The 20,204-nt window shown below is 65.2% G+C and carries 22 protein-coding genes; 8 read left to right on the plus strand and 14 right to left on the minus strand.

Annotated elements, in window-relative coordinates; genetic code table 11:
- The 5 genes from AC1DYL_RS05220 to ubiT form a co-directional block, all read right to left on the minus strand.
- Window positions 1-1,533: a copper resistance CopC/CopD family protein gene (locus tag AC1DYL_RS05220; RefSeq protein ID WP_477172301.1), complete on the minus strand. Its 1,533-nt coding sequence runs from the start codon at window positions 1,531-1,533 to the stop codon at window positions 1-3.
- Between the two features lie 40 nt (window positions 1,534-1,573).
- Entirely contained in the window at window positions 1,574-2,095 is a 522-nt protein-coding gene (locus AC1DYL_RS05225) for a YcnI family copper-binding membrane protein (protein WP_477172302.1), read from the minus strand.
- 65 nt (window positions 2,096-2,160) lie between these two features.
- Complete coding sequence (gene ubiV, locus AC1DYL_RS05230) at window positions 2,161-3,090, minus strand: ubiquinone anaerobic biosynthesis protein UbiV (RefSeq protein ID WP_477172424.1); 930 nt, start codon at window positions 3,088-3,090, stop codon at window positions 2,161-2,163.
- Entirely contained in the window at window positions 3,087-4,067 is a 981-nt protein-coding gene (ubiU, locus tag AC1DYL_RS05235) for a ubiquinone anaerobic biosynthesis protein UbiU (RefSeq protein ID WP_477172303.1), read from the minus strand. The genes ubiV and ubiU overlap by 4 nt, the downstream gene beginning before the upstream one ends.
- Window positions 4,058-4,564, minus strand: a complete 507-nt coding sequence (gene ubiT / locus AC1DYL_RS05240; protein ID WP_477172304.1) for a ubiquinone anaerobic biosynthesis accessory factor UbiT — start codon at window positions 4,562-4,564, stop codon at window positions 4,058-4,060. Before ubiT ends, ubiU begins: the two co-directional genes overlap by 10 nt.
- A 520-nt stretch (window positions 4,565-5,084) precedes the next feature.
- Here ubiT and AC1DYL_RS05245 point away from each other — a divergent pair.
- Window positions 5,085-6,581 (plus strand): UbiD family decarboxylase, encoded by a 1,497-nt coding sequence (locus tag AC1DYL_RS05245; RefSeq protein ID WP_477172425.1) that lies wholly within the window; start codon window positions 5,085-5,087, stop codon window positions 6,579-6,581.
- Complete coding sequence (locus tag AC1DYL_RS05250) at window positions 6,578-7,195, plus strand: UbiX family flavin prenyltransferase (RefSeq protein ID WP_477172305.1); 618 nt, start codon at window positions 6,578-6,580, stop codon at window positions 7,193-7,195. The genes AC1DYL_RS05245 and AC1DYL_RS05250 overlap by 4 nt, the downstream gene beginning before the upstream one ends.
- On the opposite strand, the gene AC1DYL_RS05255 is transcribed toward AC1DYL_RS05250, so the two are convergent.
- Window positions 7,187-8,527, minus strand: a complete 1,341-nt coding sequence (locus AC1DYL_RS05255) for a sensor histidine kinase (protein ID WP_477172306.1) — start codon at window positions 8,525-8,527, stop codon at window positions 7,187-7,189. The genes AC1DYL_RS05250 and AC1DYL_RS05255 overlap by 9 nt on opposite strands.
- Before the next feature lie 50 nt (window positions 8,528-8,577).
- Window positions 8,578-9,234 (minus strand): response regulator transcription factor, encoded by a 657-nt coding sequence (locus AC1DYL_RS05260; RefSeq protein WP_477172307.1) that lies wholly within the window; start codon window positions 9,232-9,234, stop codon window positions 8,578-8,580.
- Between the two features lie 135 nt (window positions 9,235-9,369).
- Between AC1DYL_RS05260 and AC1DYL_RS05265 the strand changes: the two genes are divergently transcribed.
- The 3 genes from AC1DYL_RS05265 to AC1DYL_RS05275 are packed head-to-tail and all read left to right on the plus strand — an operon-like array spanning window position 9,370 to window position 12,985.
- Window positions 9,370-9,837: a DUF2271 domain-containing protein gene (locus AC1DYL_RS05265; RefSeq protein WP_477151053.1), complete on the plus strand. Its 468-nt coding sequence runs from the start codon at window positions 9,370-9,372 to the stop codon at window positions 9,835-9,837.
- Between the two features lie 9 nt (window positions 9,838-9,846).
- A complete protein-coding gene (locus AC1DYL_RS05270) occupies window positions 9,847-12,045 on the plus strand; it encodes a PepSY domain-containing protein (protein WP_477172308.1) in 2,199 nt (732 codons plus the stop codon).
- Window positions 12,035-12,985 (plus strand): FAD:protein FMN transferase, encoded by a 951-nt coding sequence (locus tag AC1DYL_RS05275; protein ID WP_477172309.1) that lies wholly within the window; start codon window positions 12,035-12,037, stop codon window positions 12,983-12,985. Before AC1DYL_RS05270 ends, AC1DYL_RS05275 begins: the two co-directional genes overlap by 11 nt.
- A gap of 14 nt (window positions 12,986-12,999) precedes the next feature.
- Here the strand turns inward: AC1DYL_RS05275 and AC1DYL_RS05280 are convergent, their stop codons facing one another.
- The 6 genes from AC1DYL_RS05280 to AC1DYL_RS05305 form a co-directional block, all read right to left on the minus strand.
- Window positions 13,000-13,701: a VIT1/CCC1 transporter family protein gene (locus AC1DYL_RS05280; RefSeq protein ID WP_477172310.1), complete on the minus strand. Its 702-nt coding sequence runs from the start codon at window positions 13,699-13,701 to the stop codon at window positions 13,000-13,002.
- Window positions 13,702-13,783: 82 nt separating this feature from the next.
- Window positions 13,784-14,803, minus strand: a complete 1,020-nt coding sequence (locus AC1DYL_RS05285; RefSeq protein WP_477172311.1) for a hypothetical protein — start codon at window positions 14,801-14,803, stop codon at window positions 13,784-13,786.
- A 76-nt stretch (window positions 14,804-14,879) separates the two neighbouring features.
- Window positions 14,880-15,131, minus strand: coding sequence for a DUF2249 domain-containing protein (locus AC1DYL_RS05290; protein WP_056002175.1), 252 nt, complete (start codon window positions 15,129-15,131; stop codon window positions 14,880-14,882).
- Window positions 15,131-15,466, minus strand: coding sequence for a metal-sulfur cluster assembly factor (locus AC1DYL_RS05295; RefSeq protein WP_477172312.1), 336 nt, complete (start codon window positions 15,464-15,466; stop codon window positions 15,131-15,133). The genes AC1DYL_RS05290 and AC1DYL_RS05295 overlap by 1 nt, the downstream gene beginning before the upstream one ends.
- A gap of 77 nt (window positions 15,467-15,543) precedes the next feature.
- Entirely contained in the window at window positions 15,544-16,236 is a 693-nt protein-coding gene (locus tag AC1DYL_RS05300; RefSeq protein ID WP_477172313.1) for an NnrU family protein, read from the minus strand.
- 59 nt (window positions 16,237-16,295) lie between these two features.
- Window positions 16,296-16,736, minus strand: a complete 441-nt coding sequence (locus AC1DYL_RS05305) for a pseudoazurin (protein WP_477172314.1) — start codon at window positions 16,734-16,736, stop codon at window positions 16,296-16,298.
- Between the two features lie 221 nt (window positions 16,737-16,957).
- On the opposite strand from AC1DYL_RS05305, the gene nirK reads away from it, so the two are divergent.
- The 3 genes from nirK to AC1DYL_RS05320 are packed head-to-tail and all read left to right on the plus strand — an operon-like array spanning window position 16,958 to window position 19,338.
- Window positions 16,958-18,106, plus strand: a complete 1,149-nt coding sequence (gene nirK / locus AC1DYL_RS05310; RefSeq protein WP_477151061.1) for a copper-containing nitrite reductase — start codon at window positions 16,958-16,960, stop codon at window positions 18,104-18,106.
- A gap of 60 nt (window positions 18,107-18,166) precedes the next feature.
- The gene (locus AC1DYL_RS05315) at window positions 18,167-19,081 is read left to right on the plus strand and encodes an SUMF1/EgtB/PvdO family nonheme iron enzyme (RefSeq protein ID WP_477172315.1); all 915 of its coding nucleotides are present in this window, start codon (window positions 18,167-18,169) and stop codon (window positions 19,079-19,081) included.
- 11 nt (window positions 19,082-19,092) lie between these two features.
- Window positions 19,093-19,338 (plus strand): BON domain-containing protein, encoded by a 246-nt coding sequence (locus tag AC1DYL_RS05320; protein WP_477172316.1) that lies wholly within the window; start codon window positions 19,093-19,095, stop codon window positions 19,336-19,338.
- Between the two features lie 17 nt (window positions 19,339-19,355).
- Here the strand turns inward: AC1DYL_RS05320 and AC1DYL_RS05325 are convergent, their stop codons facing one another.
- Entirely contained in the window at window positions 19,356-20,204 is an 849-nt protein-coding gene (locus tag AC1DYL_RS05325; RefSeq protein WP_477151064.1) for an FkbM family methyltransferase, read from the minus strand.

Consider the following 20,204-nt stretch of genomic DNA (forward strand, 5'->3'; position numbering starts at 1 on the left):
TCATTTCACGACAATCGTTCCGGGCAGGCTCACGAGATCGAAGTCGCTCACCCTGACTTCCACCTTCACCTTCCACTTGCCCGTGATGGGTAGCGGCGGCACCTCTGTGGTCCACATGCCGTCGCCCTGCTCGACCGCTTCGAGCTTGATGGGGGCGAGGTCGGGCACCGCAAGCGATAGGGTCACTGACCGCGGCTCCTCGATCTGCGCCTTCATCGGGGTGAGCTGGACACTGGCCAGGCCGCCATTCCGCGGGTCGCTTATCGAAAGTTCTGCCATCATGCTGCTCCCGTGCAGATGCGTGGTCAGCTCGATCGCTTGCGCGATCAGCACCGCTCTCGGCGGCGGCGTGAAGCGCCAGCCGGCGGCGAGACCGAGTACTGTAAGGACGATGACCACTTCCGCGAGTACGAGCCGCCGCAAGGCGATCTGGGCCTCTATTTCACCGGCGAGAGCCGGCGACGTCAGCTTCCAGCGGTTCCACGCTGCTATTGCGAACAGGACCGCAACAAGGACCAGCTTCGCCGCAAGGATGGCCCCGTAGGGCCCGATCCACGCCATGCCCGGCCATCCCAGCTGGATAACTGCAAGCACAGCCCCGGAGACAAGTAGGGCGCCGGCGGGCACCGGGATCATCCGGGAAAACACCGCCAGACCGCGGGATGCACTTGCGGGGTGAACGACCAGTTCGAAAGCCAGCCACGGAAGTGCGCCGATCCACACGGCGAAACTCACGATATGAACAGCCAGGGCCCCTCGGGCGACGGCGGAGGGACCGGCGGTGGCGACGTGCCCCGACGCGGTCATCGCCGCGGCCATGACCACAAAGGAGATGAGCGCGACCACGAGGCGCCACTTTTCCCGCAGCGCCGCGGCGAGACCGGCAAGGCAAACCGCCAGAAGCGCCAGGCCAGCCAGGGCGCCGTAGGACGTCTGGATTACCGCCGCCAACACTGCTGGATCGAGCACAGCCTCCAAGGTCCGCCCCGTCAGATCCAGGCCATGCAGAGGCACCGAGATAGCGATCATCACCGCGCCGAGCCCAAGGAGGCTCCAGGCCACGCGGCCGATCGGCCGGTTTCGCGCTACCAGCCCAATGAACAGTGTTCCGCCAACGCCAAAGAACAGCCCCGCGTACATCAACGTCGTGACGATCCAGATCGCCGGCCAAACTCCATCGCTCGGTTCGGCGGCAGCCGCTCGCAGCCCACCGGAAACTCCAATGGTGAGAGGCATGGTGCCAGCGACCGGGTGGCCGTCCGCCGATACAACACGCCAGCAAAGCAAGTAGCTCCCCTGCCCCGCGGCGGCCGGCATGCGAACAAGGAGGCGCCCGCCGTTGGCTGTCCCCTCGAGATTTTCCACGGCGCCGTCGGGGCTTACCAGCGACAAGGCCACCGGCGAAATCGGCTCGTTGAAGGTGAGGCTGACGCTCGTGGGGATCGTGGAAAGCCGAGCGTCCGCCGGTGGGACGCTGGAAAGCAGCGACGCGTGGGCGAATGCCGGCGACACCGCAAGCATTAGCCAGAACAACAGGATGGCGCGAAAGCACCCACGCATTGGTCGCCAGCTTTCAGTGTGTGGCCTCGGCCGGGCCAAGCTCAAGGCTAGGCGCTGGCATCTCGGCATCCTCGGCCCCCGTCACGTCGATCCATGCTTCTTCGGCGCCATCGCAAAGCTGCACCGTCGGGAAGTAGAACGTCGTACCTTCCGGCACCGTCGCTGCCACCGTGCCCCGGAACACGAACTCATCGTAGTAGGCATCGGGCAATTCGCCGCCGGACCAGACCACTTCGATGACGCCTCCGGTCAGCGTGTTGCCGTGGAGCTCGTAACTTCCCTGGTAGGGCGACACCACGGTCTGCAGCTCCCAGCCGGCCTTTGGCATCGGCTTCACATTGATGAAGCCCTCGGGGATGCTAACCTTGATGGCCGTGGTCGCTTTGCCCTCGCAGCCGTGAGGGATGCGAAGCACTGCCTTGTAGATCGATCCCACGGCGGCACTAGGCACTTCCAGCGAGACATGCGCAGCGGCCGGGCCAATGCTGGCCAGACTGAGGAAGGCCAAGGCAATGGTGATCGGGGTGCGCTTCATCGACAGCTCCTGTTTGATCGGCAGCTGCAGATTGCACATCACGCGCAGAGGCGATTTGACGAGGATCAAGCGCCGAGCGGAAGCCCGGGCAGCGTCAGCAGATGCCCGGGCAAGCCGTGAAGGAATCCGTTTGAAAACTCGGCGCCGGAGTGAATGTCGCGCAGCCGCAAAAGGCCGTCGTTGGGGTCCATCCGACCCCCGACGACCTGGCGGAACGTCGCGGCGACCCCGGCCATGTCGCAGACTTGCGGGGAGAGACGCAGGCTTGAAACGCCAGCGGCCATTAGCTCGGGCATATCGGTGATGAGGCACTGGACGGTACTGGACATAGTTTGCACGCCGTTTAGCGCCAAGAAGTGCTGGCCATCGAGGGTATCGACGGCGAGGCCATCGGGCTCTTCACCGCAGACGAACTTGCAGTTGTCCTTGGTGTTGCCTTTGACCCGGGCATGGGCACATCGCGCCGAGATCGCCAGCGGCACCCGGCCGAACGCGAAGACCTCGAAGCGGGTGTCGGGTGCCCCCGCGACGATGGCCCCGATCGAGCTGGCCGGCAGTTCCGGAGGCAGGCAAATCGAGGTCGCCCCCCTTGCAGCCAGCACCTTCGCCGTTGCGGCGTTATACACGTTGACCAGCGGACTTACGGCGTGTGGTTTGCCAGCCATTGCGGCGTGAGCACTGAGTTCCGATACCTCCACTTCGAGGCTCTGCCGGGCAAGGCGGCGTGACGCCTGGAGTTCACGTTCGAGCGTCACCAGAGCCAGAGAGGCCAACCTGACCTGCTTCCCGCCTGCCTCGAGGCGATCCACGACCTGGCCGATGAGCGCATCGTGGAAGTGGGAGCGCTTGGAGCAGACGACCTCGCCGACGACCACCGTATCCACGTCGGCCTCATCGGCGATGCGGAAGTAGAAGTCCCGCCACGTTGCCGGCTCCCACAGGAACAGCACGGGTCCGAGCGTGAGAGTGGGCGCGGCCCGCCTCAAAGTCGTCATCTCCATCGCTTGTCGTATGACCCCGTGGTGGTGCGCTGACCCTCGCTCAATCGGCGCAGACGCTGGCTGCTGGCTTCGGGTTCAACCGAACCCGTTTGCGCCATCGCCTTTCGGATTTCCGAAACGACCTGGGAGACATAGGCGCGGCCGCGTTGTCGGCCCTCGATCTTCAGCGCTGCGACGCCCGCGTCTCGCAACTCATCGAGGTGGGACAAGATGTCGAGGCTCACAGGATCCTCGAAGATGTAGCCGTCCGCCCCGTCGACGACGAACCGACCTTTGCACAGGGTCGGATAGCCGGCCGGTTCGCCCTGCCGGAACAGATTGATGGTGAAGGCGCCAAGCTCCGACACCATGTCGCCGCCGGCCTCGCGATATCGCACGTGGCTGGCAGGGGAACACACGCCATGCATGTTCGGCGACTTGCTGGTCGCGTACGACGAGAGCGAGCAACGCCCCTCCTCCATCACGCACAGCCCACCAAAGACGAACACCTCGGTTTCGCACCGGACCTTGCGTGTTATGGCTGCCACCTCGGCAATTGTCAGCACCCGCGGAAGTACCGCCCGCTTGATGCGGAACGCTGCGACCAGGAAGTCGATATACTCCGCGTTGCAGGCGGCGGCCTGAACCGAAAGGTGCAGTCGCTGCTCCGGGTATTTCTCCGCGGCGTAGGCCAACAGGCCGAGGTCGGCCAGGATGATGGCATGCGCTCCGGCCCGCACCGCGCCATCGACCGCCTTGGTCCAGATCTCCTCGGCGCCGGCCCGCATGAAGGTGTTGATCGCCACGAGGGTCTTTACCCCTCGGATGTCGGCAAGCTCGATTGCCTCGGCGAGTTCGTTTGGCGAGAAGTTGAGCCCCGGGAAGTTCCTCGCATTGGTTTCGTTGCGAAAGCCGCAATAGATCGCGTCGGCACCGGCCTCGATCGCGTCGCGAAAAGCGGCGGGTGTTCCTGCCGGACAGATCAGTTCCACCGCCGCTCCTCCCGAGCAAGCAGGTGCGTCCGCAGGCGATCCAGCACCCTGTGCACCGGCACCTGCAGGGGACCGCGTGCGGGCGCGAAGTCGCGGACGAAGTCCACGGCGTCGTTCTCGACGGCGTTGCGCAGCGCCAGCACCGCTTCCATGTCCCCGTCGATCGAGATCTGCCGGCCAAAGAACTCAGCGTCTCCGTCGAGACGGCCCTCGGCCAGGGCGAGCAGGAGCGCCACCGGACCGGAGATCTTCGCGTCGTACCGCAGGATGCGGCCCCGATGCGCCGCCCGGACCCTCGCCAAGCGGGGCGTGACGGCGAACTCGAAGGGGACATCGGTGGGCGCGAAACAATAGGTCTTGGCGCTGAACTCTCCCAGACGATCCAATAGCCCTGGATGGCGATCGATGACGCGAGCAAAGGCCAGTTGGCCCGCCTGCTCCACTACTGGAACAGGTATCGGCTTGAGCATGTTGGGAATGACGGGCGGCAAGGTCATCTGAGCACTCGAATTGGTGCTGCAGGCTACTCGCAAGCGCGGAAGAGGATTTTGCGCTAGCGCAAAGACGCACCGCTTCAGTTCGCCAAAGCCTCGAGTTCACGCCGTCGCGCCGGGGACAGGTCGAGCCGCAGGACAGCTGCGAGCAGGAGTTGCCTCGTATTTCCCTGCGCGAGGCGAGCCACGCAGGCCAAGGTAGCCTGATAGGCATCGAGCCATGTCGGGTGCCGGCGGGAGATAGCCTCGAGGCGCATCGCGCTGGCAAGGACTTGCTCTGGCTCCGGCGACGCAACATCGTCCACCAGCCCGGGAAGGCTGACCCAATCCTGTAGCTCAGATGCCGTTGGGCAACGGGGGCGTCTGGTTTCGATCACCTTGGTCGTACGCATGGAAGTGACGCTCATAGGAAGACTGCTCATCTCGACTCCTGCTCTCGTTCTTCCGGCGTATCGCAACTTGCGCCAGGAATTTTGAGGTAGCGCAAAGACGAGTGGATGATGTCGCGCTAGCTCGCAGCTCCATGAAAACCGACCGAGATTTGGCCAGCTTCGTTTCGAGTCTCGAGTCGCTCGGTCTGCTGAAACGTATCGGTCACCCCACTTCAGTGGTCCACGAGATCACCGAGATCCATCGCCGTGTCCTTGCCGCAGGTGGACCGGCACTCCTCTTCGAGCGGCCCGTTTCCGCGGCCGGGACCATCGGCAGCATTCCTGTCCTGGTCAATCTGTTTGGGACGCGGGAGCGCATAGCCCTTGGACTCGGCGTCGGCACCGAAGGGATAGGTGAGCTGGCGCAGACGCTGGCTTTCCTGCGCAATCCAGAGCCGCCGCGCGGCTTGAGTTCCGCATTGGAGAAGCTGTCGGCGCTGAAGGCCGGCCTCGCGATGGGAACGAAGAAGGTCGTCCGCCTCCGCTGTCACGAACAGCGGCAGCTCGGCGACGAGGTAGATCTGTCGAGCCTGCCGATCCAGTGGTGCTGGCCCGGGGAGCCCGCACCACTAGTCACCTGGCCGCTCGTGATCACCCGTTCCCCCGACGACCCTGCTGACATCAACGTCGGCATCTACCGCATGCAGGTTCTGGATCGGGACCGATCGATCGTCCGATGGCTCGCGCATCGCGGCGGCGCCCGCCACCACACCCTGTGGAAGAGGAAGGGGCTCGACATGCCGATCGCGGTCGTCATCGGCGCGGATCCGGCAACCATACTCTCCGCCGTGATGCCCCTTCCCGACGGCATGAGCGAACTCTCGTTCTCAGGCGTCTTGCGGGGAGAACGGCTGAAGGTTGGCACCGGACTGACGGTGGACCTTCCCATCCCCGCGAGCGCTGAGATCGTCATCGAGGGACATATCTCGCCCGATGACGTCGCCGAGGAGGGGCCCTACGGGGACCACACCGGCTACTACAACTCGGTCGAGCGCTTCCCGGTGATGCGGGTCTCGGCGATCACGAGCCGCACCTCCCCCATCTATCTTTCGACCTTTACGGGACGCCCGCCGGACGAACCGTCAGTGCTCGGCGAAGCCATGACAGAGCTCTTCCTCCCGATCGTCCGACGGCAGTTCCCCGAAATCCGGGACCTGCATCTGCCGCCGGAGGCCTGTTCCTACCGGGCGATGGTCGTGTCCATCGACAAACGTTACCCCGGCCAGGCGAGACGCGTGATGATGGGCCTGTGGTCGGCCCTGCCCCAGTTCACCTACACAAAGCTGATCATCGTTGTAGATCCCGACATCGACGTTCGGAATTGGCACGATGTCATCTGGGCCCTGTCGACCCGGTTCGATGCATCGCGCGACACCGTGGTGGTCGACAACACTCCCATCGACTACCTGGACTTTGCCTCGCCCCAACCGGGGCTGGGAGGCAAGCTGGGCCTCGACGCAACCAACAAACTGGGCCCAGAAACCAGCCGCGAATGGGGAAAGCCGCTCGCCATGAGCGAAGATGTCATTCGGCGGGTCGATGGCTTCTGGAGCGAACTCGGCCTCGGGCCTCAGAAGGAATCCAGATGACACACCGCATCGTAGTCGCCATTTCCGGGGCCTCGGGTGCAGTCCTTGGCGTTCGCGTTCTGCAGCTGCTTGCCGCGGCCGAGGGCGTGGAAACGCACCTAGTCGTATCCAGGTCGGCCGAGGTGACCCTCGAGCACGAGGTCGGCCCCGGAGTGATCCACGCGCTCCGCGAAGTCGCGGACGTGGTTCACCCTATCGACGCCATCGGAGCGACAATTGCGAGCGGATCATTTCGCACCAGCGGAATGATCGTCGCTCCGTGCTCGATGCGCACGCTGGGCGCCATCGTGTCGAGCCTCTCGGACAATCTGCTGGTGCGGGCGGCCGATGTGCACCTCAAGGAGAGGCGCCGGCTTGTCCTCCTGACGCGCGAGACCCCTTTGCATCTGGGGCACCTTCGCGCGATGCTCGCGGCGACAGAAATGGGCGCCATCATTGCGCCGCCGGTTCCGGCATTCTACCGCCGTCCCAAGTCGGTGGATGATATCGTAGAGGCAACGGCGGCCCGCGCGATCGATCTCCTGGGCATTGGCCTGGAGGTTGATTCCGGTCGCTGGTCAGGTCTGGACACAGAACGAAGCGGACTGGGACCAGCAACCTCATCCTCAGCGTAGGGACTTCCCCCGCCGCGGCAGGTCCACCAGGGCCTCGAAACCGCTGTCTCGTCCGGCGATCGGCGAGATGAGGGTCAGCCGCCCGCCCGCCTGTTCGAGTATGCCGCGTGCGATCGACAGGCCGAGGCCGCTGCCCTCAGCAAGCGTGTCACCGCGAACGAACGGCTGGCCCAGCCGCTTGAGGTCGTCAGGCGCCAGCGCAGAGGCCTCGTTCTGGATGCGCAGGATGCCGTCGGCGGTGATCACGACGCGGACCGGCGTTGTTGCATCACCGTGCTTCAAGCCATTCTCAATGAGGTTCCGGACAACGATTGCGAGGGCGTCGGCATCAATAGCTGCGGGCAGGCTTGGGGCTTCGTCCGCCTCAAGCTCCACTCGGTCGCGCCAGGCAGTGCTGGCGTTGATATCCCGGACGAGCATCCTCAGCACCGGCAGTTGGTCGGTTTCGTCGCTGGTTCTGGCAAAACCCGCTTCGATGCGGGCGAGCTGGAGCAGCTTCTCCGAAAGCTGAGACAGGCGCTTCAGGGCACTCTCGATCTTCTGGACACGCTCGGCGCCAGGTCGGCCGGCGAGCTCGTCGGCGAGCTGCTGGGTCTGGGCCAGCGCACCGGCGATGGGGGTCCGCAGCTCGTGGGCGCTACGGGCTGCGAAGGCGCGTTCGGAATCCAGCGCGGATTTCAGCCTCTCCAGCAAAGCGGCCACGGCATCAGCAATGGGGGCTAGCTCTGCCGGGTGGCCGTCCGAGTGCAGTGGCGCGAGATTGCGGCTGTCGCGTTGCGCGATGTCGCGGCGCAGTGCTTCCAGCGGTCGAAGCGCAAGCCGCATGGAGAACCACACACCGCCAGCGATCAGCGGGATCAGAGCGAGGAGAGGAAGGCCGAGTGCCACCACGCTGTCTCTGAGGGCCGTAAGACGGCGATCGCTCAGCTCGATGATTACGATTGAATAGCCGGAGCGAGGATCATCAAGCGCGAAAGTCCGCTGCCCATTGAGCGCTCCAAAGCCCTCCTGCGATGCATCGACGTCGATAGTCTCGGGCGCGTGTTCATCACGCAGGACAAGTTGGCCGGCCTCGTCACGGATGTAGTAGGTGAAGCTTGCGTCATGAGGAACGCCATTGCGGGCGTAATCGTCCTCGTCCCCATCGCCGTCCTCTCCATCAGCGCCAACGACCAGACGCTTTTGCCCGTGGTCGCGCTCCTTCAGATCATGCACGGCGAGCGGCAGCAGGCGCAGCGCACTCTGTCGCAGGCTGTCGTCGTAGGCCTCGTTCAGCTCGTGCTGCATCACCGCGACGGAGATAGCAGCGGCCCCGACCCACAGCAGGGCCATGCCGGCGCTTAGCCCAAGTGCGAGTCGCACGGCTATCGAAGGGCGACGCTTCATTTGAGGACCTGGTAGCCGAGGCCGCGGACGGTCTGGACGAACTCACGCCCCAGCTTCTTTCGCAGCCGGCTGACATAGACCTCCACGGCGTTGCTTTCGATCTCTGCGCCGAACGCGTAGAGCGAATTCTCGATCTCCGCCTTTGTCACGATTGCACCCTGCCGCGACAGCAGCCGCTCGACCACTGCCCACTCGCGGGCCGTGAGGCTTATGGCCCGCCCATTGGTGCTGGCGGTGCGATGAGCAAGGTCGACGGTGACGCCGGCTGAGGTGACCTTCGGGCTCGGATTGCCCCCATAGCGGCGGGCCACCGCGGCGATCCGGGCGCTCATCTCCGCAAGGTCGAAGGGCTTCACCAGGTAGTCGTCGGCACCCGCATTAAGCCCCTCCACACGCACTGCCACCTGGTCCTGGGCTGTTGTGATGATCACCGGCACCGCATTTCCGGCTGCCCTGAGCTCACGCAACAGGTCGAGCCCGCGGCCATCGGGCAGGCCGAGATCGAGCAGCACCAGTTCGTATGAGACGCCGGCCAGCGCCAACCGCGAGTCATCGATCCGCTGAACCCAGTCGACGGCATGGCCGGCCGACAGCACATGGTCGCGGATCGCCGCACCCAGCACGTGGTCGTCCTCCACCAACAGCACTCTCACTTCGCTCCGAGCTCCTTTGACTCGCCCATGGGCCCTGAACCTTACGCCAGCCTGACGAAGAATCCGGCCTCGCTTCAGGCTGACGTCAGCTTGGTGTGGTGGAACCGCTGACATCGACCGAATGGAGATTGGCAGATGAAGAAGCTTGCTGCGATGCTGATGTTGGCCACGGCCCTGGTGGCGCCCGGGTGGGCACTCGCCAAGGACGTGACGATCGAGGCCCAGATGGTCCGCTATTCGGGCCACGCTGCCTATGTCGCCGTCTACCTCACCGATCCGGCAGGCGCCTATCATTCGACGCTCTGGGTTTCCGGCCACAAGACCAAGTACTACGGCACCTTGCGCGGCTGGGTCCAAGGTGTGTCCCAAGCTGGCTCGATCAACCTCGACGGCATCACCGGCGCCAGCGTCGGCGGTGGCGAGACCCTGACGGTCCATGCCGATCTCGCCGACGCGCTCATCGATGCCGGCTATCAGATCCACGTCGATACGGCGGTCGAAAACGGCGGCGAATACGCCGATGATGCCATGATCCAGGTGACATCGACACCGGCGACGATCGACGGCAGCGGCTATGTCAGCAAGCTCTCCGTCAGCATGTAGTTCAGTCCCATGCGCCGCTTCCACGCCTGGGCCGGCCTGGCCGGTGTCGCTCTCGTCATCTTCATGGCCGTTACCGGCTTTGCGCTGTCAATCCAGCCGCTGCTCGATGCGGCAACGACTGCTCCTGCGGGTGGGACGCTGAGCGTTGCCGATGTGGCGGGGCGCGTTGCCGAACAGGTTCCCGGTGTGGAGCGCCTCGTGCGTTCGGCTTCCGGTCAGCTCGTCGCCTACGCGCTCGATGGTGCGGCCCACAAAGCTGAAATCGTCGATCCGAATAGCGGCGAAGTCATCGGCGCCTTTGCCCCTTCCGCATTCTTCACCTTCATCACCGAGCTCCATCGCTCGCTGTTCCTCGATTGGGCTGGGCACGGTGCGGCGGGCGTGGCCTCGCTTGCCATTCTCATCCTTTCGGTGAGCGGCATCGGATTGCTGCTGCGCAAAATGGGGGGCTGGCGCCAGCTCTTTGGGTCAGCGCGCGGCACTGGCTCGCAACGGTTGCATACGAACCTTGCCCGCGCCGCTGTCACGGCATTGATCCTCACTGCGACGACCGGCATCTACATGTCGGCGGTCTATTTCGAACTCGTGCCAAGCTCGGACTCGGCGTTCTCCTTCGCGCCCACCGGTGACGGCACGACGCCAGCCCCAATTGCCTCGCTTCCGGGGCTGGCGAGCGTTCGCTTGAGCGACCTGCGCGAACTGGTCTTCCCCGCCGCGGACGATCCGAGCGACGTCTTTACGGTCACCACCGGCGCGGGACAGGGCTACGTCGATCAGGCAACGGGCGCGATGCTGTCGTTCACGCCCAACAGCGTCTGGCAGCAAGTCTACGAACTCGTCTACACGCTTCACACCGGTCAAGGTGCCTGGGTGCTGGCCATACTCCTTGGTGTGGGCGCTCTCGCGGCCCCCGCCCTGGCGATCACCGGTTCGACCATCTGGTGGCTGCGTCACCGAACCACCCCTCGCCTTACGGGCAACACACCTGCGCGCGAAGCCGACACCGTCATCCTCGTCGGCAGCGAATCGGGCAGCACGTGGGGGTTTGCGGCGAACCTGCACGAAGCGCTGAGCGTCTCTGGCCACCGCGTGCACCTCGCCGCGATGAGCGACCTCCGCCGCAGCTATCCCAAGGCGAGCCACCTGCTCGTCCTTACCGCCACCTATGGCGATGGTGCGGCGCCAGCCTCGGCACGCCAGTTCCTTGGCCGGGTCAAGGCGCTGGCCTCGCGGCCTGCCTTCGCCGTACTCGGCTTCGGCGACCAGAGCTTCCCTCAGTTCTGTGCCTTTGCATCCGAGGTTGAAGCCGTGCTCACCGCTCGGGGGCTCGAGCCCCTCCTTCCGGTCTATGGCATAGACCGCCAATCGCCTGCTGATTTCGCCGCCTGGGGTCACATCCTGGGTGAGCGCCTCGGTGTCGAGCTTTCCCTCTCCCATGTGCCGTCACGGCCGCAGACCAGGAGCTTCATCCTCGAGGAGCGCTCGCTCTATGGTGTCGAAGTCCAGGCTCCCGTGGCGCTCCTGCGCTTCACGATGCCCGACCTTCGTCCCGGCCTTCCGAACTGGCTCGGCGGGCTGACAAAGCCGCATTTCGAGGCCGGAGACCTTGTCGGCATCCTGGCGCCGGGTAGCGACGTGCCACGCTACTACTCTCTCGCCAGTTCCTCGCAGGATGGGGTGCTCGAGATCTGCGTGCGCAAGCAGGCGGGCGGTTTGTGCTCGGAATACCTGCACGCCATTGCCCCCGGTGACGCCGTCGAGGCCTTCATCCGCCCCAATCCGGATTTTCGTCCCGACCGGACGCGGCGGCCGCTGATCCTCATCGGTGCCGGCGCCGGCGTTGCGCCGCTCGCCGGCTTTGTTCGCGGCGGGAGGCGCCGCCCCGTGCACTTGTTCTATGGCGCTCGCCATCCAGCCTCCGATTTCCTCTACCACCACGAGTTCCAGGAGGCCTTGGCGGACGGTCGCCTCGCCTCCCTCACCACCGCGTTCTCGCGTGTGCTTGGCGGCGGCTATGTGCAGGACCGGCTGCTCAGCGAAGCCGCCGCCATTCAGGAGCTGGTGAGGCGTGGGGCGCAGATCATGGTTTGCGGCGGCCGCGAGATGGCGACTGGGGTACGCGACACGATCGATACCTGCCTCGAACCCCTCGGGCTCTCCGTCGACGCCCTCAAGCGCAAGGGACGCTACCTCGAAGATGCGTACTGATCTCGTTCGCCGCGTCATCAGCGGGCCGACCATGGGCACCCGCTACTCGGCCGTATTCTTCGCCCCCATGACGCTCGACCTTTCCGGGGTGCACGCCGCCCTTCAAAAGGCCGTGGACACGGTCGACGGCCAGATGTCCACCTGGAAGCCGCAATCGGACCTGATGCGGCTCAACCGTGCAGCGGTCGGCACATGGATGGACCTGCCGAAGGAGCTTGCCACCGTTCTGGCCGCAGCGCTGGAGGTAGGCCGATTGTCCGACGGTGCCTTCGACATTGGCGTGGGTGACCTGGTCACTGCCTGGGGCTTTGGCGCCGCCGCGGGCACGACCGATCGCCGCGCCATTGCCGCGGCAGGCGCTGCCCAGCATGTGCCTGCCCACCTCGCCCTGGAGCTCGATGAAGGGGGCGAGCGGGTGCGCAAGCACGCACAAGTCACCTTGGACCTCTCCGCCATCGCAAAGGGCTACGGGGTCGACGAAATGACTCGCGTGCTCGAGCGGCTCGACATCGCGAGCTACCTTGTCTCGATCGACGGCGAACTCCGCGCTGGGCAAGTGAAACCCGACGGATCGGCGTGGCGGGTAGTGGTCGAAAGCCCGGAATTCGGGCACCGCAGAGGCGCCGGCGTGATCGAAATCGCGGATGCGGCACTCGCCACATCCGGCGATTACCGCCACTTCGTCGAGCGCGATGGTGTTTGCTTCGGTCACACCATGGCCCCGCGTCAGCGCGTCCCCGTCAGCCATGGCCCCGCTTCGGTAACGGTGCGGGCCGCAACCGCGATGCATGCCGACGCCTGGGCAACTGCCCTGATGGTGCTGGGCCGCGAGCGTGGCAGCGAAGTCGCCGCAACTCAGGGTCTCGAGGCGCTGTTCGCAGAGCGCGAGGCCGATGCGCGCTCCCCTGACATCGACCGTTGGACACCCGCCCCGCGCTGATGGCGGACCACCGGCTAGGCGACCGTGCCGAACAATGCGCCTATGGCGGCGGTGATCAGCATCGCCAGCGCGCCCCAGAACACTACGCGGACGGTCGGCTTCCGGGGCGAAGCCCCGCCCGCGCTGGCCCCCACCGCGCCAAGGGCGCCCAGGAACACCAGAGACGCGAGCGCAACGATCCAGATCATCCAGTTGCTCGGCGACACCAGGACCGCCAGCAACGGGAGCGCCGCGCCGACCGCGAAGGTGACCGCTGAGGTAAGCGCGGCTTGCACCGGGCGAGCGGTGGAGACCTCCGACAGGCCCAGTTCGTCACGCGCGTGGGCACCCAGGGCATCCTTGGCCATGAGCTGCGTGGCAACCTGACCGGCGAGCGCTCCGTCGAGCCCTCGCGCGACGTAGATGGCGGTCAGTTCGGCATGCTCGGACTCGGGCTCGTTGGCGAGCTCCGATTTCTCCTTGGCAAGGCTGGCTGCCTCCGTATCCGACTGCGAGCTGACCGACACGTACTCACCCGCCGCCATCGACATGGCGCCGGCGACGAGCCCGGCAACACCCGCCACCAGGATCGCCCCCCGGTCCGCCGACGCCGCGGCCACCCCAATCACGAGACTTGCTGTCGACACGATACCGTCGTTCGCGCCCAGCACGGCGGCACGCAGCCATCCGACCCGGCCGACGTAGTGTTCCTCTGCATGCGTCTTGAGTCTGGTCACCGGCGTCGGCTCCTGTGGGGCAACCTGCCTCTCCTGCGATGGTAGTCGAGCCCTGTTGCTGCCGCCATCCTCGCGGGTGTGGTCACCGGGAGGCGGTCCGCTGGGCAGGAGCCTTACGTCCGGTCGCCGTGGTCGCTGCGAAGAGGACCAGCGCAACAGCGGTGACGGGGCCGCTCGCCAGCCTGACATCCCATAGTTCAAGGAGATCGCCGAGGACCCGAACGAGCACCGAAAGGTGCAACAACGCCAGAGGCACATAGAGAGCCCGGCTATACTTCAGCACCACGCCGGTAACCGCCGGGAAGATGATCAGTGCGTGCCCGAAGACCATCGACAACACGAAGCCGATCAAGAGGGCATGAAGTGTGAGATCGTAGGCGAAGGCGGCCCCCGGCGTTAGGAGAAGCACGAGGCCCGACACGGCAACCCAGAGGTAGCCGGCCAGCATGGCGGCGGCCATGAAGCGAGATTGGCCGCTCATCCGGATGGTCCTCGTCGCTACGTCATAGCGAGCGAGCCAGAGCGCTGTGCCCAGCAAGCCGGCTCCCAGAACGCCAGCGCCGTATTCACTGTCCAATCCCAGAGCGGCACCGATTACAATGAGTGCAACGATCCCGCCGAACAGGCACTTGGAAGCCGTTCCGGGCCGCATGATGCGGCTGAGTTCCAGACGTTCGGCTCCAATGGTGCAGACCAGGAACCCTAGCCACCATCCGACGAGAGCCCTCACCTCCATCCCCGACAGCCACAACGTGCAGCCAATGAACAGCATTGCGGCTCCAACTAGCAGCACCGCTGTGAAGAGCGCCGGCTGGCGGAAGACGATCCAGTTCGATGCCGCCAGGAAGGCCGCCGCGGCAACGACCGTCAGCACGGCCGCCGCCTCCAGCGACCAACCCGAAATCATCAGCAGTGCAGCGAGGCCGAAGCATGCCGGCGCCGTGTAGGGCCACGTAAGGCCGATAGCCACGGCGCGTTCCAGCGAAATGAGCGTCCCGAACACGCCGCAGATCATGAGCGGTCCGTGCAAGCTCTCGAGGCGGGCGAGCTGCGGCAACGGCACGCCCAGCCGAGCCAGGCCACCGTATAGTGCAAGCACCATCGACGCCGCGGCCAGGCCAAGCAGGGCCGCGCGGAAGCCACCCCTCCGCGCGACCCTGAACCAGCTCGTGAGCCCCCTAGGCAACGAGCCGATCGATGCGGACCTGCCAGACGTCGGGGCCGTTTTGCTCATAGGTCCATTCGAAGATGCCGGGGTATTCCGCGCTGAACTGGTAGAAGAGCGGCTTCGGGTCGTGGTCGTTGACGATGCGGAAGCACTCACCGCCGCCCAGGTTCTCGAAGGTCGAGAAGATGAGCGGGTGGCGCATGCGGGGCGCTATCTGGCGAACATCGATGACGGTATCGGTCGTTTGGCAGTCTGAGCACATCAGATCAGGGTCCTTGTTCGGGTGCGGCCCAGTAGCTCGAAGCCGCGGTCGGTGATGAGGTCGGGAGTCCAGATCGGGTCCCAGACGAGGTCGATGTCCACCTGGGCAACTGTGGGATAGGTTGAGGCTATCCGCTCGCGCACTTCTGTGATGACCAGCTCCCCGAGGGGGCATGCCCGGCTGGTCAGAGTGAGCTTCACACCGATAGCGTCAGAAGACCGGTGGGCCTCGATGACCAAGCCGAGATCGACGATGTTAAGGCCGATCTCAGGATCCAGGACGTCGCGCAAGGTATCGCAAAGGCCAGGATCCAAGCCGGTTTCGCTGGTGCTCATTTGCGGTCACCCAGATGGACCTGAGTTCCATAGCCAGCCGTCGGGCCGCGCTCTTTGCGCAGCATCAAACTGGTCGGCTATAGCAGCGGCAGGCCGGCAATCACTCCATGGCAGACGACCAGTATGCCATAGAGGACCAATCCTGCGCCGAACCGCAGCCCAGTGGTCGGTGACAGTCTCGGGCGCCACCCCTTCGCAAGGCTCGCTAGCGGGATGTTGGAGGTTTTCTTGGCAAGCTGCCGCCAAGCGGCATCGCCAAGCGTCCTACGCGACCGCCGATCGAACATCATCATCCCGGCCGCCGACAGCAGCGCAAACAGCCCGAACATCATGACGTGTGAGAGATCGCCATTCGGGAACATGTGCGAAATCGACCAGATCAGCATGGCCCAGAGGAGCGGATGGCGGACGAAGCCGGCCACTCCGGGATGGTCCGGATCAAAGCCCCTTCTCGCTCCCAGCGAGAGCGGATTGGGCATGGTGAGCGCAAAGACCGCCAGGACTGACGCGAGCAACATCCCGATCGCCGGCACCAAGCTCTGCCAGTCCGCCCGCGGCCACAACTCGAGGTAGGGCGCATTGGCAGCGGCGCCGATGACCCATGCGAGGGCCAGGAGCGAAACGGTGCTGTACGCGATCAGGTAGGCTCGACGCCCCAGAAGAGTGACGAGGCGGCCACGTAGCGCCGGACGCGCTGGGATCGCGTGCGTCAGAAGAAAGACCGTCATCGCTGTGGCGAGCTCGCCCCAGCCAGCCGCATCACTCAGCATTGCGGGATCTCGCCGGAAAATTGGAGGCGGACCACGTGGGTCCGCCTCTTAAGCGCGTCCTAAAGGGCGAGCTGATCGGTGATGGCCGTCATGCGCTCCTGCGCCTTCTTGGGCAGCTTCGCCGCCTTGATGGCCTCTACATCGACGGGAGCATCGCCGACGACAACCAGGGCCACCATGCCCATGCCGACATGCGGTGCGCATTTGACGCCATACGCCCCGGGCGCGGTGAAGGTGACGACGAGCTCCTTGCCCATCGCGCCCTTGAAGGGCTCTGCGCCGGCGGGCAGCAGGTCCTTGATCGCTTCGGCGTTGTGTCCCTTGTCGGTGGGGATGAAGGTAACGGTGTCACCCACTGCAACCTTGGTCAGGGCCGGCTCGAAGACCATCGCCCCGGTCTCGCCCTTGTTCAGCATGTGGACTTCGAAGTTAGCGGCCATCGCCGGAGCGGCAGCGAGGACCAGCAGCGCGGCGGCGGCCAGGGTCTTGAGGGTACGCATAGTGGTTCTCCGTAAAACGAGGACACGGTCTTCATGTCCTTTCGCGGCCATTTCCTCCGTTGCCGACAAGTTCTCTTTGACGAAGATCAAACAGACGACTTCTGCCGCTGTACAAAAGGTCGCAGCAGCAATTTGAGGCGGATCAAAGAAGAGGGTCTGCGGCGGGCCTAATCCACGGTCGAACCGGGCGCACTGGTGCGCGTCAACCGTGGAGACTTAAGATGGACGGCCAGGACAAAGTAGAAGTATCGCGCCGCACGCTGCTCGGCGCCGCCGCGTTTGCCGGCGTATTCGGTGCAGTGCTTGCTTCGGTGCCGGCCCAGGCTGAGGAAGCCGGAGTGACGACCGGCCCTGCCCCTGACCTGGCGGCCCTGCCGCGCAAGCGGGTGGAGCTGCTGAAGCCACCGTTCGTCCACGCTCACGACCAGATCGCGGTCGGCGGACCCCAGGTCGTGGAGTTCCAGTTGGTCATCGAGGAAAAGCAGCTCGTCATCGACGAGTATGGCACGACCGTCCCGGCCATGACCTTCAACGGCTCGGTCCCCGGTCCGCTGATGGTGGTGCACCAAGACGACTACGTCGAGCTGACACTGGTCAACCCCGACACCAACACGATGCAGCACAACATCGACTTCCACGCGGCGACGGGCGCGCTCGGCGGTGGCGGGCTCACGCTCATCAACCCCGGCGAACAGGTGAAGCTGCGCTTCAAGGCCACGCGCCCCGGCGTCTTTGTCTACCACTGCGCACCGGGCGGCCCGATGATCCCGTGGCACGTCGTGTCGGGCATGAACGGCGCCATCATGGTGCTGCCGCGTGACGGACTGAAGGACGGCGCCGGCAAGCCGCTCAAGTACGACTACGTGTACTATGTCGGCGAGCAGGACTTCTACGTTCCGAAGGACGCGGACGGCAACTTCAAGACCTACGAGTCGGCCGGCGACGGATACGCCGACATGCTCGAGGTCATGAAGACCCTGACGCCGACGCACGAAGTGTTCAACGGCGCCGTGGGTGCGCTGACTGGCGAGAATGCCATGACCGCCAATGTCGGCGAGACGGTGCTCATCATCCATTCGCAGGCAAACCGGGACACTCGCCCGCACCTGATCGGCGGACACGGCGACCATGTCTGGGCTACCGGCAAGTTCAACAACGCGCCCCAGGTCGACCTCGAGACCTGGCACATCCCCGGGGGCTGTGCTGGCGCAGCGCTCTACACGTTCCTACAGCCGGGGGTCTACGCCTACGTCAACCACAACCTCATCGAGGCCGTCGAACTCGGCGCCACCGCCCACTTCAAGGTTGGTGGCGAGTGGAACGACGACCTGATGACCCAGGTTCAGGCGCCGACGCCGATCGACGGCTAAGCGTCCGAAACGGCGGTGGCCCGACATGCACGGGCCACCGCATTCTCAGAAGGTGCAATCATGACGCACACAGTCGCGCACCAAGACAAGACGGCACTGCTGGTGCCCATCGTCCTGCTTGCTGGACTTCTGGCGACGATCGCTATGCAGACTGGCGCTATTCAGCTTCCGGTCGTGACGACCCCGAGCCTAGCTCCAGTTACAGTGACAATTGCCCCCCGGCCCTACACCTACCGGGCGCCCGGGGAGTTCGTGCGCGGCACGGCCACGGTCGACGGCCCCCTCGTCAGCGTTGGCGCCCCGGCACCAATGGAGATCATGAAATACCAAGTCAGCGCGTCGGACTATGACCGGTGCGTTGCCGACGGGGCTTGCCAGAAGGCGGAGCCGCGCCGGCGGGGTCTGGTCGACGTTCCGGTCACAGGTGTCAGCTTCAACGACGCCAATGAGTATGCCAAGTGGCTCAGCGAAAAGACCGGCCAGACCTGGCGCCTGCCCACGATCGGAGAATGGGCGTTCGCCGCGGGCAGCAAGGCGCGAGACCATGCGCTCGATGTCGAAACCGATGCCAAGGACCCTGCCGAACGCTGGCTCGCCTTCTACGAGCGCGAAGCCAAGCTCGGCGCGAATGCCCTCGCCACCCCCAGCCCCATCGGAGCGTTCGGCGAGAATGAGTATGGCGTCGCCGACCTGGCGAAAACCGTGTGGGAATGGACGGCGACGTGCGGCAGCCGCACGACATTGGGTCCGGCCGACGAAACGCTCACATATCTCGACTCGTGCGGCGTCCGCCTCCTCGAAGGCAGGCACCGCACCCCCATGAACGTCTTCGTCCGCGACGCGCAGGGCGGCGGCTGCACCATCGGCGCTCCTCCGGACAACCTTGGTTTCCGCCTGGTGCGGGAGCGCGAGTGGTGGCGTGCTCCAGTCGACTACGCACTGGGGCTGCCGAACAAGAACGCAACGACCAACTGAAAGAGCGACCCATGCGTAACCTTCGCATCGACGACAACATTGCCTGCCGGGTGACCGAAGCCCTCTGGAGCGATCCGTTCGTGCCGGCCGGGGACATCCGCGTGCACGTCTTCGATGGGACGGTCATGCTGACCGGAGAGGTTGGCTCGGAGACGCAGCGGATCGCGATCGGGAGGCTCGTCGCAGACCTCATCTGTGTCGAGGGGCTGGCCAACGCCATCACAGTCACCGACGTCGTGAGCCGTTTCGCAGCCTAGTCGTGCGGTGCCGCGCGTCAGGCCGGCGTCTCGATGATGCGGCCGGCGACGCTGGCGAAGAACTCGCGGTAGCGGGCGGCCGGCATGGCCAGCAGGTTGAAGTGGAACCGCTCCTCCTCGAGGTCTGATCGGGCGAGGATCCGGAAGTGCGGGAACGGCCGCTTGACGATGCGGCAGCAGACGTAACCGTCGTGCTCGAGGTGCTCCACCATCTGCTCGCACCGCAGGCGGTCGGCCGTGACGGGCGCGCGCATCTCGAACATGATGTAGGGCCTGAGCTTGCGGACGACGGTCTTGGCGCCCTGCAGTACCTTCAGCTCGAAGCCCTCGACATCGGCCTTGAGGAAATGCACCTTCTCGATGTGGTGGTCGCGGACGTACTGATCCAGCGGCAGTACGGGGATCTCCCACGCGCCGGACGTGGCCTCGTGCAGCGACCAGCCACCGAGATTGAGGGCGTCATCGGTCAGGGCCAGGTCGAGGTCCATCTGCCGCACTTGCAGGGTGCCCGCGGCATCTCCCAGCGCCTTGGCGTTGATGACGATATCGTGCCAGCCATTGCGGGCCATGCCGAGCTTCAGGAGAGCGGCCGTGAAGGGGTTGGCCTCGAAGGCATGGACTGCGCCGCGCGGGCCGACCAGGCAGCGGAACAGTGCGGTGTAGTAGCCGATATTGGCGCCGACATCGATGGCGGTCGCCCCGGCGCGCAGCAGTTGCGCGACGATGGCCGTCTCGGCCCACTCGTACTGGCCGTCGGCGAGGATGGTGCGGGTGATGCGATCGGCCTTGACGCCGATCAGCGTGCCCCAGGGCGTAGGGATGTCCTGGAGGCGCGCCTTCTGCCTGCGGGTAATGGCGAAATCCAC

The sequence above is a fragment of the Devosia sp. P1_H9 genome (assembly GCF_056405135.1).

Coding starts and splice junctions, on each gene's coding strand:
- AC1DYL_RS05225 (WP_477172302.1), bottom strand. CDS start 2,095: ATGAAGCGCACCCCGATCACCATTGCCTTGGCCTTCCTCAGTCTGGCC.
- ubiV (WP_477172424.1), bottom strand. CDS start 3,090: ATGACGACTTTGAGGCGGGCCGCGCCCACTCTCACGCTCGGACCCGTG.
- ubiT (WP_477172304.1), bottom strand. CDS start 4,564: ATGACCTTGCCGCCCGTCATTCCCAACATGCTCAAGCCGATACCTGTT.
- AC1DYL_RS05245 (WP_477172425.1), top strand. CDS start 5,085: ATGAAAACCGACCGAGATTTGGCCAGCTTCGTTTCGAGTCTCGAGTCG.
- AC1DYL_RS05250 (WP_477172305.1), top strand. CDS start 6,578: ATGACACACCGCATCGTAGTCGCCATTTCCGGGGCCTCGGGTGCAGTC.
- AC1DYL_RS05255 (WP_477172306.1), bottom strand. CDS start 8,527: ATGGCCCTGCTGTGGGTCGGGGCCGCTGCTATCTCCGTCGCGGTGATG.
- AC1DYL_RS05265 (WP_477151053.1), top strand. CDS start 9,370: ATGAAGAAGCTTGCTGCGATGCTGATGTTGGCCACGGCCCTGGTGGCG.
- AC1DYL_RS05270 (WP_477172308.1), top strand. CDS start 9,847: ATGCGCCGCTTCCACGCCTGGGCCGGCCTGGCCGGTGTCGCTCTCGTC.
- AC1DYL_RS05275 (WP_477172309.1), top strand. CDS start 12,035: ATGCGTACTGATCTCGTTCGCCGCGTCATCAGCGGGCCGACCATGGGC.
- AC1DYL_RS05285 (WP_477172311.1), bottom strand. CDS start 14,803: ATGGTGCTTGCACTATACGGTGGCCTGGCTCGGCTGGGCGTGCCGTTG.
- AC1DYL_RS05290 (WP_056002175.1), bottom strand. CDS start 15,131: ATGTGCTCAGACTGCCAAACGACCGATACCGTCATCGATGTTCGCCAG.
- AC1DYL_RS05295 (WP_477172312.1), bottom strand. CDS start 15,466: ATGAGCACCAGCGAAACCGGCTTGGATCCTGGCCTTTGCGATACCTTG.
- AC1DYL_RS05300 (WP_477172313.1), bottom strand. CDS start 16,236: ATGCTGAGTGATGCGGCTGGCTGGGGCGAGCTCGCCACAGCGATGACG.
- AC1DYL_RS05305 (WP_477172314.1), bottom strand. CDS start 16,736: ATGCGTACCCTCAAGACCCTGGCCGCCGCCGCGCTGCTGGTCCTCGCT.
- nirK (WP_477151061.1), top strand. CDS start 16,958: ATGGACGGCCAGGACAAAGTAGAAGTATCGCGCCGCACGCTGCTCGGC.
- AC1DYL_RS05315 (WP_477172315.1), top strand. CDS start 18,167: ATGACGCACACAGTCGCGCACCAAGACAAGACGGCACTGCTGGTGCCC.
- AC1DYL_RS05320 (WP_477172316.1), top strand. CDS start 19,093: ATGCGTAACCTTCGCATCGACGACAACATTGCCTGCCGGGTGACCGAA.